The sequence below is a fragment of the Rhodoferax sp. genome, from assembly GCF_023700745.1.
GTDB lineage: Bacteria > Pseudomonadota > Gammaproteobacteria > Burkholderiales > Burkholderiaceae_C > Rhodoferax.
Window position 1 is genome coordinate 115,845 of the sequence record NZ_JAMPYG010000006.1, and the last position, 12,069, is coordinate 127,913.

General features: G+C 56.2%; 15 protein-coding genes and 1 riboswitch. Of the genes, 5 read left to right on the plus strand and 10 right to left on the minus strand.

What is annotated here, in order from left to right:
• Positions 1-50: 50 nt before the first annotated feature.
• Complete coding sequence (locus NDJ10_RS07390) at positions 51-467, plus strand: YidB family protein (RefSeq protein WP_296160665.1); 417 nt, start codon at positions 51-53, stop codon at positions 465-467.
• A 76-nt stretch (positions 468-543) separates the two neighbouring features.
• On the opposite strand, the gene NDJ10_RS07395 is transcribed toward NDJ10_RS07390, so the two are convergent.
• The 6 genes from NDJ10_RS07395 to NDJ10_RS07420 form a co-directional block, all read right to left on the minus strand.
• Complete coding sequence (locus tag NDJ10_RS07395; RefSeq protein ID WP_296160668.1) at positions 544-927, minus strand: signal protein; 384 nt, start codon at positions 925-927, stop codon at positions 544-546.
• Between the two features lie 93 nt (positions 928-1,020).
• Positions 1,021-1,242: a hypothetical protein gene (locus NDJ10_RS07400; RefSeq protein WP_296160670.1), complete on the minus strand. Its 222-nt coding sequence runs from the start codon at positions 1,240-1,242 to the stop codon at positions 1,021-1,023.
• Positions 1,243-1,939: 697 nt separating this feature from the next.
• Complete coding sequence (locus NDJ10_RS07405) at positions 1,940-2,257, minus strand: YnfA family protein (protein WP_296160671.1); 318 nt, start codon at positions 2,255-2,257, stop codon at positions 1,940-1,942.
• Positions 2,254-3,243: a CDF family Co(II)/Ni(II) efflux transporter DmeF gene (gene dmeF, locus NDJ10_RS07410; protein ID WP_296160674.1), complete on the minus strand. Its 990-nt coding sequence runs from the start codon at positions 3,241-3,243 to the stop codon at positions 2,254-2,256. Before dmeF ends, NDJ10_RS07405 begins: the two co-directional genes overlap by 4 nt.
• A gap of 11 nt (positions 3,244-3,254) precedes the next feature.
• A complete protein-coding gene (locus NDJ10_RS07415) occupies positions 3,255-3,833 on the minus strand; it encodes a TMEM165/GDT1 family protein (protein ID WP_296160753.1) in 579 nt (192 codons plus the stop codon).
• 4 nt (positions 3,834-3,837) lie between these two features.
• Positions 3,838-4,010, minus strand: a riboswitch (yybP-ykoY riboswitch).
• Between the two features lie 326 nt (positions 4,011-4,336).
• Positions 4,337-4,960: a tyrosine-type recombinase/integrase gene (locus NDJ10_RS07420; RefSeq protein ID WP_296160677.1), complete on the minus strand. Its 624-nt coding sequence runs from the start codon at positions 4,958-4,960 to the stop codon at positions 4,337-4,339.
• Between the two features lie 326 nt (positions 4,961-5,286).
• Between NDJ10_RS07420 and NDJ10_RS07425 the strand changes: the two genes are divergently transcribed.
• Together NDJ10_RS07425 and NDJ10_RS07430 are read left to right on the plus strand one after the other, a co-directional pair.
• Positions 5,287-5,637 carry a hypothetical protein gene (locus NDJ10_RS07425; protein WP_296160678.1) on the plus strand — a complete coding sequence of 117 codons (351 nt, stop codon included), beginning with the start codon at positions 5,287-5,289 and terminating at the stop codon, positions 5,635-5,637.
• Positions 5,638-5,647: 10 nt separating this feature from the next.
• Complete coding sequence (locus NDJ10_RS07430; RefSeq protein WP_296160679.1) at positions 5,648-6,016, plus strand: diacylglycerol kinase; 369 nt, start codon at positions 5,648-5,650, stop codon at positions 6,014-6,016.
• 143 nt (positions 6,017-6,159) lie between these two features.
• On the opposite strand, the gene NDJ10_RS07435 is transcribed toward NDJ10_RS07430, so the two are convergent.
• Together NDJ10_RS07435 and NDJ10_RS07440 are read right to left on the minus strand one after the other, a co-directional pair.
• Complete coding sequence (locus NDJ10_RS07435; RefSeq protein WP_296160681.1) at positions 6,160-6,735, minus strand: cytochrome b/b6 domain-containing protein; 576 nt, start codon at positions 6,733-6,735, stop codon at positions 6,160-6,162.
• A 74-nt stretch (positions 6,736-6,809) separates the two neighbouring features.
• Entirely contained in the window at positions 6,810-8,543 is a 1,734-nt protein-coding gene (locus tag NDJ10_RS07440; protein ID WP_296160683.1) for a phosphoethanolamine--lipid A transferase, read from the minus strand.
• A 134-nt stretch (positions 8,544-8,677) separates the two neighbouring features.
• Between NDJ10_RS07440 and NDJ10_RS07445 the strand changes: the two genes are divergently transcribed.
• Together NDJ10_RS07445 and NDJ10_RS07450 are read left to right on the plus strand one after the other, a co-directional pair.
• Complete coding sequence (locus NDJ10_RS07445) at positions 8,678-9,358, plus strand: phosphatase PAP2 family protein (RefSeq protein WP_296160685.1); 681 nt, start codon at positions 8,678-8,680, stop codon at positions 9,356-9,358.
• Positions 9,359-9,371: 13 nt separating this feature from the next.
• Positions 9,372-9,659 carry a DUF599 family protein gene (locus NDJ10_RS07450; RefSeq protein WP_296160688.1) on the plus strand — a complete coding sequence of 96 codons (288 nt, stop codon included), beginning with the start codon at positions 9,372-9,374 and terminating at the stop codon, positions 9,657-9,659.
• A gap of 399 nt (positions 9,660-10,058) precedes the next feature.
• Here the strand turns inward: NDJ10_RS07450 and NDJ10_RS07455 are convergent, their stop codons facing one another.
• Together NDJ10_RS07455 and NDJ10_RS07460 are read right to left on the minus strand one after the other, a co-directional pair.
• On the minus strand, positions 10,059-10,385 hold the full coding sequence (locus NDJ10_RS07455; RefSeq protein ID WP_296160689.1) for a hypothetical protein: 327 nt from the start codon (positions 10,383-10,385) through the stop codon (positions 10,059-10,061).
• 465 nt (positions 10,386-10,850) lie between these two features.
• Complete coding sequence (locus NDJ10_RS07460; RefSeq protein WP_296160691.1) at positions 10,851-12,056, minus strand: integrase arm-type DNA-binding domain-containing protein; 1,206 nt, start codon at positions 12,054-12,056, stop codon at positions 10,851-10,853.
• Positions 12,057-12,069: the final 13 nt, after the last annotated feature.

Here is a 12,069-nt window from a genome sequence, read left to right on the forward strand (position 1 = left end):
CCGTAATTCAGTAAACTTGCAGCCTTCACTTTTTCCGAAAGGACTTCATCATGGGTTTGTTCGATCAGATTCTTAGCGCAACGGGAGGTCTGTCAGATCAACAGGGCGAAGGCGGTAGCTCACCGTTCGGCGCAATTCTGCAATTGGTCAACAACCCTCAGACCGGTGGCATTTCTGGAATCCTTCAGTCCTTTGAAGCAGGTGGTATGGGCGAAGTTGTTAAGTCCTGGGTCTCGACGGGCCAAAATCAATCTATTTCCGCTGAACAAATCCAAAGCGTGCTGGGCAGCGAGCAAATCAAAAATTTTGCCAGCCAATTGGGCATTGACCCCGATCAGGCGTCAGCCCGCCTCGCTGAATATCTGCCACAAGTGATTGATAAGCTTACACCGAACGGCACACTCCCTGAAGGTGGAGATCTCTTGGCGCAGGGGATGAATCTGCTGAAGGGAAAGTTCTTTGCCTGAATGGCATGAGTGTGCCCATGTTCGGCACATCAATAAAAAAGGGCGCTATTGCGCCCTTTTTTGAAAGTAGGTCGAGTTATTTCGTGCAAGCCTTGCCGTGGTCAGCGTGGCTGCCCTTGGCCTTTGCCTCGGCTTCCGTCATGTACTCACCGGCCTTTGTCTTACCGTAGAATTTTGAACCTTCGCAGTGGTAGACCTTAGATCCGGAATTTACCCAGACCTTGCCGGCTCCGCCACCAACTGCAGTTTTTGCAGTCACTGAGGTCTTGGCAGCGGCGCTTGCCGCGGGAACTGCAGTCTTTGCAGCCACAGTGGTTGCAGGCTTGGCAAGCGTTGCTGTAGCCGCTGCAGAAGTCGTGACAGGTACGCTGGCTTTTGCAGCGGGGGCTGTAGTTTGTGCGAATGCTGCTGCGCAGCAAAACATACTGACAGCGATAGAGAGAGTACGAACAGATTTCATTTTGTTTCCCATGTAGGTTGGCGGTGAGTGTCAAACTGAGTGGGCAGAATACCCACCCTCTTGAGGCGGGCATCACCCGCCTTCAATTGGCGATTACTGCGCAGCAGAGGCCTTCTTGGCGACTTTCTTCGCAGCATGCTTTTTCACAGCGTGCTTCTTGACTGTTTTCTTGGCAGGCGTGGTCGCCGAAGCAGAGGTGCCGGCAGCTGCAGACGTGGCAGTTGATGCTGCGGGTGCTACGGGTGCAGCTGCAAATGACAGGCTGGACCCCAAGAGGCCGGCGGCGATGCAAAGAGCGGTAATGCTTGATTTCATGATGGATCCTTTGATGGCTGGTTGAGGTCAGTGACGGCTAGGTTGGTTGCTAGCCAACTGAGCGCAACTGTATGAACTCGGACTTAGGCTCGCCTTAGGGTTGCCTTAGCCGCGGCTTAGGGAGTGGCAGTGCTGCTTTGGTAACAGCGTGACAATACAGGATCGAATGAAGGCTGAGGAAGAAGGCAAAGTTCAGTGTGCTGCTGAACCATGTCCCTGTTGACGTTCGAGGGAATGCATTCTTGGCGATCAAGCGCAATCCGGTTCGATGGCGGTAGCTTCACTGTCTGTGCGTGGTTCGAAAGAGACTGACCCGGCCTCACTGCTGGGCTCTTAACCTGATTCGTGAATACGATGGTGAGGGCAATGTAGCAAGGGTTTACCCGTGTACGTAGCCGACGGCAGACTGATACAGTCTGAGATGATTTCATGATGCTTGTCTCAGCTTGAGCAGCGAGAACAAGAATTTGCCCAACCTTACCCGCTGGGCTTTTTTTTGGCTGAAAGTTGATGGATGTAACTGCTGTTGCTGTAGCCGCTTACACTGAACCTAACGCGCCAAAGCTCTACTCTACCTACCGGAGCCGGTCAAAATTTCATGAAGTCGTCCGCCAAAATCGAACGTCAAGTCTGGAGAAAGTTCTGGATCTGCAACGCAGCGTTAAGTGTCGTTCACCACAGGCAGCATTCGGGAAGTCTAGCGTGGTTGAAAGGCAATGAGGCACATACCCGTCAAGGCGATGGCAACACCTGCCACATCCCAGATGGACGGGCGTATGCCATCAACAGCCCAAAGCCAGGCAATAGCAACGCTGATGTAGACCCCGCCGTAGGCTGCGTACACCCGTCCGGATGCAGCCGGATGCAGAGTCAGAAGCCAGGCAAATGCGGCAAGACTTGCCGCAGCAGGCAGAAGAAGCCATGCGGAGCTACCTTGTCGCAGCCACAACCACGGCAAATAGCAGCCGACAATTTCCGCAATCGCCGTGGCGAGATAGAGGAAAAAAGTCTTCATACCAACGATTTTGCAGTTCTTGAATGCTCATCGGGGCAGTAGTGATGGATTTCGATGGTGGAATGCACAATTTCTTCGTGTACCGACAGCCGCTCACGGACAACATCGGGGGTCAGCGTCAAATCGTGGGTCACCACAGTCAAAGCGCACGAATAGACCGCCTTGCCCACGCGCCAGACGTGCAGGTCTGTGATTCGCGTCTCACCTGAATCTGCAGCCGTCTCCACCACTTCTCGAATTTCATCAACCACCGGATGATCCATCTCACGGTCAAGCAGCACCTTGCCCGTATCGACGATGAGTCCTTTGGCCCATACTGCGACCAATACAGCACCAACCATTCCCATGACCGGGTCCAGCCAGGACCACCCGTAGATCCATCCCCCAAACAAGGCCACGATGGCGAGTACCGAGGTGGCGGCGTCAGCAATCACATGCACGTAGGCTGATTTCAGGTTGAGGTCGTGATGGTCTCCATGGTCGTGGTGATGATCGTGACCATGCGAATGGCCGTGACCATGATCGTGATGATGGGCTTTTCCGAGGATGACAGCGCAGACGACGTTGACGACCAGTCCAAGAATGGCAATCACGATCGCTTCTTTGTACTGGATTGACTGGGGCGTGATGATCCGCTCCGTTGATCCGACCAGCATCATGACCGCAACGCCAAGCAGGAATATCGCACTGGCGAATCCGCCCAGCACCTCAATCTTCCAGGTGCCAAACGCAAATCGTGGATCTTTTGAATATTTGCGAGCCGTCGAGTAGGCCAGCGTCGACAGGCCGATTGCCACGGCATGGGAACTCATGTGCCAACCGTCAGCCAAGAGGGCCATGGAGTTGAACCACCAGCCAGCGGTAATTTCGACCACCATCATGGCCGCTGTGATCCACATCACGATGCGCGTGCTGCGTTCGGCAACATCGCTGCCGGAATCAAAGACATGGTCGTGTACCCAACGAGAGAGGTTTTCCGTGTGCATGTATTTACTTTTCAAAATCCGAGACTGGAACCTGCACCCAGCAGAGTGGCGATGCCCAGAAGCGCGAAGATCGCAGCGGCAATCGAATGCACCAGCTTCATCGGGATTCTGTCGGCAAGCTTGTCACCGACAAACACAGCAGGCACATCGGCGATCAACATACCCAGCGTGGTGCCGATCACCACCAGCAACGGTGATGCGTAGTGAGCGGCCATTGCAACGGTGGCAATCTGCGTCTTGTCACCCATTTCTGCGAGGAAGAAGGTGATCAGCGTGGCACCAAAAACACCAAAGCGTTTGGCGACCTGGGTTTCCTCCTCTTCGATCTTGTCGGGGATCATCGTCCAGACGGCCATGCCAATGAACGAGATACCAAGCACCCAGCGCAAGACTTCGGGTGTGACTGTGCTGGTGATCCAGGCACCCAATGCCCCTGCGAGGCCATGGTTGACGATGGTTGCCACCAAGATGCCCAGAATGATCGGAACAGGCTTTTTAAAGCGTGCAGCCAGGATGAATGCCAGGAGCTGAGTCTTGTCGCCAATTTCGGCAAGGGCGACAACTCCGGTGGAGACGAATAGAGATTCCATGAATGTTTCCAGGCCGGATACGAACGATTGACCACCACGCATCCCCGGCCAAGTCGGAGGCGTTGTGGTCAAAGGTCTTGCCAGGTGCGGGAACTGCTTACGCCATGACCTGCGGGCCAAGTGTGTTGACGTAAGCCTCTTCGAGGCGAAGAGCGGCTACTCCCCAATGACGAGCTAAGTCTAACATGGTGATCTCGATTGGTTGACGGCTACACCGGATTGATGACCGTCGGCTAGTATGCCAATGGCTGGTTTAGATCATGCAGTTTGGAGATCTGTACAGCCGCAATGGGTCTTAAAAGGTCCGACGGTGTGAAATCTTGAGTGGCAGCTGACCCTCATCCACGGCGATTTCACACCTCAAACTGGCTGCTCCAAAGCTGACGCTCAGCGGTTGCGGGTAAACAGCATCAAGACTATCAAATCAGGCGCTTGCCCGAAGCTCCAAAGCTTGCTGAGCCGAATCGCCATATTTCACGCCAATTGTGTGATCCCCGGTTGCGTCAAGCCTCAGTGTCCTCTGCCATCTCCAGCGCGTCATCAACGTCAATGCCCAGGTAACGCACTGTGCTTTCAATTTTGGCGTGACCAAGTAAAAGTTGCACAGCCCGGAGATTTTTGGTTCGCCGGTAGATGAGCGATGCCTTGGTCCGCCGCATGGAATGCGTGCCGTAGGAGGCTGGGTCGAGGCCAATTTGTTGCACCCAACTGTCCACGATGCGTGCGTACTGACGGGTTCCCAAATGCGGAGAGGCATGGATTCGACTTGGAAAGAGAAAGTCTTCAGATTTCAGTTTGGCGTCTTTGATCCAGGCGCTCACCGCTTCCCGTGTCGACTCAGTTATTTCGAATTGGACTGGTCTGGCAGTCTTCTGTTGCATGATGATGGCGCGCGCAGCCACGCGATCACCGTGACAGATGTCGCGAACCTTGAGTTTGACCAGATCGCAAGCCCGTAGCTTGCTGTCGAGCCCCAAATCAAACAAGGCCAACTCCCTGACCCGATGTTCGACTTGCAATCGCACGCGGATGGCCCAGATTTCCTTCAGCTTGAATGGTGCCTTTTGGCCCACCAGCTTGTCCTTGTTCCACGGTTCGTGGTGGGACTTGTTGCGAGATTCGTCCATGATGAACTCCTTGTAGTTAAAAGGAATTCAACTCTCCTGCTTTTTGACTGGAGTGGCCATGCTGATCGTCAGCTTTGGAGCAGGCAGTTTGAAATTTCAGATTGTCATCAAAAATGGAATGCGACCGCCCATGCCAACCTCGGACTGGCTCTTGAAGACCCTAAGCAGTCGTCCGTGGCCGGCAGCTTCCTGGATACCAATTCGACTCCGGTCGGGGAGCGGTTCGTGTCGGTCGGCACCGTGCCCACAGTCGTCATTTCAGATGAAGGCATGACTTTCAGCGCGGGGAACCGGCCTTCACGCAGACACGCTACTGCGAGGCTTGGGTGATTCGCCGTGGTTTCGACGGCACTGCGACGGTCGAACTGCGCTGGGACACGGCCAAGAAGCGCCGCATACTTTTTGTCAAGGGCGAGCCTTTGGCAGCAGACGTGCCGCAATCCATGACTTCCAGTCGCGACGAACGCGGCTGGCGAGCGACGTTCAACGGTGACGAGCAGGTAGTGCAACATTCGTTCTGTAATTTTCCGAATGAACATGAAGCCTTGAGCCGATGCATTGCGCAACAACTCCAGAACCAAAATCGGAATTTGCAAAATGGATGTTGCTTTATCATGGAACTGGTTTTAACGGGTGCAGTTCCCAAAGCCGGTGCAAGTCAAGTTGCCAACATTTAAGAGACAACCAATGGAAAGCCCTTACAAAGGAAAAACAGGCATCAATCGCCTGGTCAATGCATTCAGCTACTCTTGCGCGGGCTTGCGCGAAGCCATTCGCCATGAAGATGCTTTCCGCCAGGAAGTTGTCCTCGCCGTGGTTTTGATTCCACTTGCTTTTTGGCTAGAAAGCCAACTGACAGGTCGGATTTTGATGATCTCAAGCGTGTTTTTGGTTCTTATCGTCGAGTTGCTCAATTCAGCCATCGAAGCAACGGTCGACCGCATCTCGCTCGAAGATCACCCGCTTGCCAAGCGCGCCAAGGACATTGGCAGCGCCTCGGTCCTGATCTGCCTGCTCAATCTCGTTACCGTCTGGGCATTGGTCTTACTGAACTGACAATGAAAATTTTATTTATTTCCGATGTCTATTTTCCGGCTCTAGGCTGTTTTGTGAGGAATTTGACGTCACAGAAAACGATAAATTAACACCTTGGATCTGGGCAGAGCCGATCTCAGCGTTTGCATGGCTTCATGTCCATGTCACCATGCATGTTGCCACTGCCACACCCAGAACGACAAGACCGAACCCAGCAGCAAGACCGCAAAAAAAACATGGTTGCACCGAATCAAATCAGGCCCCGGACCTGCCGCGCGCCCGGTCAGCATCGGCACTGCAAGGTTTCGGCGTCGCAGCAAACTGAACACGATCACCGCCCCAACATGGGCCAAAAATGCCAACAGCAAGAAGTTGCCAAAAAACTCGTGAACCGCCACCATCCATTCACCGGTCAACTCATGTTTCGCGACATAGCCCGTGACCACCACAGGCGCAATGACCAGCAACAAGACGACCACGGAAAAAGCCATGCAGACGACTTGCAGCTTGCCGACCCCGCGACTCCAGGTCCGAAGGCCCCGCAGTTTACCCAATAATGCCGACAAGCGCGCATGGCGGGGGCCGGCCAAACCCCAGGCCAGGCGCATCAGCAGCAAGCCGCCCATGGTGTAGCCCAATGTCACATGCATCCATCCAAACAGCTCACTTTCGCGGGTGCTGTAGGCGCCAACAAAACTCAAGGCCAACAAGGCATGCAAAGCCCGCGTGAAGGCATCCACCGTGCGACGGCTGGGTGCGCAGGGCGGCAGTTTCGCCTCTCCAGATCCAGCTGGGCCGGCATACCCCATCTTCATCAAAGTTGAACCGTGACGGGCAAGGTCTGGGTTTCGCGCCCTTTGACGCCAGACGAGCCAGCGACGGCCTGACCCTGCCGATGAGCTGATGTGCACGCGGAAAAGACGTCGAGCTGTGGGTCATACAAATGCGTCTGTACCTGGGCCAGCGTCAGCATGGAGCTGAACAGGTTGTCGTGCGTGATCGGCTGCGTGGCCTGGCCCTGCCAGCAGGATTGATCCCAGCCCAGGCGGCCCAGCATGGGCTGGGAGAACCACGCGGCCATGGGCACGCTGGTTTGTTCCTTGGGAGCCATGGCGTGAGGCATGCCATGCAGGTACAAGCCTTTTTCGCCCAGTGATTCGCCATGGTCAGAGACATAGACCAAGGCCGTCGGGCGTTTTTGTTCCTTCAGCCACGCCACGGTCTGGCCCAGAAAATGGTCGGTGTAACGCACCGAGTTGTCATAGGCGTTGACGATCTCCTGGCCGGAGCATTCCTGCAGCACATTGCTTCGGCACTCCGGCATGAACACCTTGAAGTCAGTGGGCGTGCGTTTGTAATAGGCCGGTCCATGGCTGCCCATTTGGTGCATCACGACCACGGTGCCGCGCGCACGCCGAACCGGGTCCAGCAGGGCCAGACGTTCCGGCAGCACGCGCAACATCTCTTCGTCAAAGCATTCGCCTTCGGGGCACAGCGCCGAGTCTTTGAGTTCGCGGATTTCAGCGTGCGGCACGCGATCACACACGCCTTTGCAACCCGACTGGTTGTCCAGCCACAACACCGCCAAGCCGGCACGTTGCACCACATCCAGCAGGTTCTCGAATTGCGCACCAGTTTTTCCATAAGCCTCGCGACCCAGGCCTGAAAACATGCAAGGCACCGACACCTGGGTGTTGGTGCCGCAGGATGAAACATTGGAAAAATAAACCAGTTCGCCACGGTCCTGCAACTGCCTCAGGCGCGGCGTGGTGTCACGGGCATAACCTGCCAGACCGACGTTGGCGGCCCGCACCGTTTCACCCACCACCAGCACGATCAGGGGCGACTTGTCCACGTCACTGGCGCTGCCCATCAGGGTCGCATCCTCGCCAATCGGCTGAACGGCCTGGCTGGCATGCGCCGTCCGGCCTAACACGAGGCGCGTGGTGGCGTAGACCGTGTTGAACGGGTTGACCATGTAGCGCAAGGATTTGTGGTTGCGCATGGTGGAGGCCAGGTCCTGAAACGACAGCCAAACCATCACCAGCATGACCAAAGTGGCCAGCACGGCCAGGCCGGTTTGCCTGACCAGAAGGGACTTGACAGGAATTTGCCGCACCGGTTGCTTCCACCACCACCAGCCTGGCAGCGCCACGCCCAGCATGAAGACCGGCAGCATTGACCACGACAAAAGATCGCGCACCTCCCGCGCATCGGTCTGAACCGCATTGGCCAGCATGCTGGGGTCGATGACCACGCCATAGCTGAACATGAAATAGCTGCTGAAGGCGGTCGTTACCAGCAAAACAAGACCGACCGGTTTGCGCCACCGCGGCCAGACCACCAGACTCAGGAATGCCACCGTCGCGGCCAACAGCACCAGGCCAAAACCTGCAACACCAAGCCAAGCCCTTGGCGTGTTGGATTCGGGCAGGCCAAGCATGGCCATCCACAGCGGCGCATTGCCAACCGTGCTCAACCAAAGGGCCAAAACCAGCGACATGAGAACCGGGTGGAGCGGACGATGCGAAGTAAGCGAGAAGGTCATCAATGCGTGCCGGTGGAAGTAAAGACGCGATTATTGATACCCAGAATTAACGCAGCATTAACTCGCGCCCGCCCATAATCCAATCACCAAGACCAGTCCAATCTATGCCAAAAGCCAAAACCCCTTTCGCACCCGTGCAGAAGCCACTTTTCTTGCCCACCGCCCTCGTCACCGGGGCGGCGCTGATCGGCCTGCTGATGTGGGATGCGTCCGGGCTGGACCTGACCGTGATGCATGGCTTGGCCAACGAACAAGGCTTTGCCATGCGCGACAACTGGTGGCTGGCGGAGGTGCTTCACACCCGCAGCAGGCAACTGGCTCTTGTCGTTTTTCTCGCAGTGATGGCCATGATTTGGTGGCCCGTCGGCTGGTTTCGCGCACTGACCCGCTGGCAGCGCATCGAGATCGTGCTGGGCATCGCCCTGTCGCTGCTGACCATCAGCACCCTGAAGCATTTCAGCTTGACCAGTTGCCCCTGGGACTTGCAGGACTTTGGCGGCAAGGCCTGGTATGTGTCGCATTGGACCTGGGGCGCCCGCGATGGCGGCGCCGGGCATTGCTTTCCAGCGGGCCACGCGTCTTCGGCCCTGGCGTTCATCGCGCTGGCCTTGCCTTGGTTGTTTTCAGGCCAGGCCAGCCTGCGCCGCAGAGGCCAATGGCTGTTGTTGCTGGTGCTTTTTTTGGGATTGGTGTTTGGATTGGCGCAAACCCTGCGCGGCGCGCACTACCCCAGCCACACCCTGTGGACAATCTGGATTTGCTGGAGCGTTGCGCTTGTCAACCGCCTTGTGTTCGGCTGGCTTGGCAAACATTGAAAGGACGCCGCACATGAACCTCGAACAATGGGTCAATCAATTTGGCAGTGACCTGGCTGCATTCACCCTGAGCTGTGGTTTTGTCGCGCTGTACTACTTGTGGCTCCACATTAAAGTCAAGGCAAACCCGACTTATACGATTCACGGCGTCAATCAACTCGCCCGCACACTGTGGGTTGCCAACGTGATGAGCAACGACTCAAAAGACATCATGGCAGTGCAGACTTTGCGCAATTTCATCATGGGGGCGAGCTTAATGGCCTCTACCGCAACACTCCTGATCACCCTGCGATCCGGGTGACCCCTTCCTGGATTTGCCGCCCCCCTTGCTTGGCCAACCGGCACCAATGTCAGGTATCGGGCGGGCATTTTGAATTTCTGAAGACCTGCTTACGCTGCAGTCCTGTCTCAGAGTTGCCCGCAGCCAATGTCAGCAATGCGGATCGGACGCCGTCAATTGAATGACAGTTTTATGGAACCTCGGCAGTGAAAATCTTTCTGCTGCCCGAAAGCTGCCACCCATGAGCACCCGCAATTGGTCGTGAAGCGACGATCACTATGCAGATGGGGCATCCTGCTTGCAGTCATTCACTACAAGGCAACGCCGATTCCTGGATGCCGGCTATCTGGCGCTGACTTCGGCTGCCCCGACTTGAGCAGGATTGAAAGCTGCAAGCCGCCACCGAACATCCTGCAAGTGTCATGGCGTGACAGTCGATACGACAGGTGGTGCCACAGGTGCAACAAAATGCGTGACAGGCGAAGCAAAATGCAACGACAGGCGTGCTGACAGGCGAATAAATTCACCAGCAGCGTGGAAATACCCTGCCTTACGCATGTGATTATTTGCATCGGACGTTCCCAACTCGTGAATGGCCACGGCAGGTGACATGACAGGTGACTCGACAGGCGACACAACCATGCACGACAGTCGTTCTGACAGGCGAATCAATTTCGTCAGTGCATAGGCGACAGGCAAATCGACAGGCGAACCAGAATGCACAACGACAGGCGTGCTGACAGGCAAATCATTTCACCAACAGCATGGGAGTGACAGAAACTCACTGTGCAGGGTAAGGGCCTTGTGCCCACGTCTTCTGCTGCGCATAAAACTTGGCAGCGGCCCCCTGCTCAGGGCGATACCCCGAGACCCCAGTCAACCAACGATTAGCATGTCGCGCTTCGCTTGACTCGTCCTTGCCTGGTGTATTGCAAACTATTCTGTCGTTGGCCAGCACGACAAGGTGCCGGTGGTCAGGAATTCCTGCAGGGAATTGATGCAAAGGACAAACATGCATGAATTAGTGAATAAATCAACCTCCTCATATAGAACTGCCCCCACTTTGCCTCCACTCCGCCCACAATTTGCCCCCACTCCCAAAACAGCCGCAAACCCGCATGGTTGCTAGGTTTCGCCCGTTTACACCCACTGCCCCCACGTTTTCAGCGGGTATCAGCTGGTAAAAATGGCAAAACTTGCCGGGCGGGCGCATCAGGCGGCCCGCTTCTTCATTTTCAGAACCTTGCCAGTCTTGCGCCCGTCAAGGTAATCAGCCCACCATTGCATCAGTTTGACGCGGTCATCAAGGTAGGTCGAGCGGTGGTAAGCGGCTCGCACGCCGTTGCGTTCAACGTGGGCTAACTGGCGCTCGATTACGTCCGGGTTCCAATTGCATTCATTGGCCACCGTGGAAAAAAGCGCACGGAAACCGTGGGCAGTAGCGGTACCTTTGAAGCCCATGCGTGCCAGGGCCGAATTGAAGGTATTTTCAGACAATGACTTGCTGGGATAGAACGGGCTTGGGAACACCAGCTCGCGATCACCGCTCAGGGATTGCATGGTGCGCAGTACCTCCACGGCTTGCCGTGACAGTGGCACGCGGTGCTCAAGCTTCATTTTCATTCGCACCGCCGGGATGATCCACAGCGCCGCGTCAAGGTCAAACTCTGCCCATAGCGCCCCGCGTGTTTCGCCGGGCCGGGTTGCGGTCAGCATCAGCAGCCGCAAAGCGTTCACGGTGTGGGGGTCGCCGTCATAGGCCGCCAGTTTGGCCAGGAATGCGGGTAGGTCGCTATCTGCCAGTGCCGGGCGGTGTGTCACGTGCCGGGGTTTGAGTATTTCAGACGGCACCAGATCAACCATCGGGTTTGATTCGATGCGCTCATGGGTCACCGCCCAACGGTAAACCGCCTTGACTCGCTTCAAAACCCGGTCCGCCTGGTCAGCCGCGCCTCGTGCCTCTACCTTTTTTACCGCTGACATGACCTCGCCAGGTTTAATGCTGGCGATAGGCCGCGCGCCCAGCGTCGGGAAAATGTCAGCTTCAAGGGATGCGCGAATGCGGGCAAGTGTCACGGGTGCCCAGCGGGCCGCCTGGTGGATCAACCAGTCACGGGAAACCGCCTCAAGCGTATTCACGGTTTCTTGTACCACCTTGGCCTTTTCGGCTTTGCGTAATGCGCCGGGATCGCAGCCGCCCTTGAGGGTTTTGCGGGCATCGCTTGCCAGGTCGCGGGCGGCCTTGAGACTTACCGTGGGGTACACGCCCAGCGCCAGGAGTTTTTCTTTTCCGCCGTGCCGGAACTTCAAGCGCCAGTAACGCCCGCCCGCTTTGGTCAGATCAAGGAAAAGCCCGCCGCCGTCAAAGTATTTACCGGGCTCTGTCAGGTTGCGTAGCTGCGCATCGGTCAGGGGCATGATAGGCATCCTT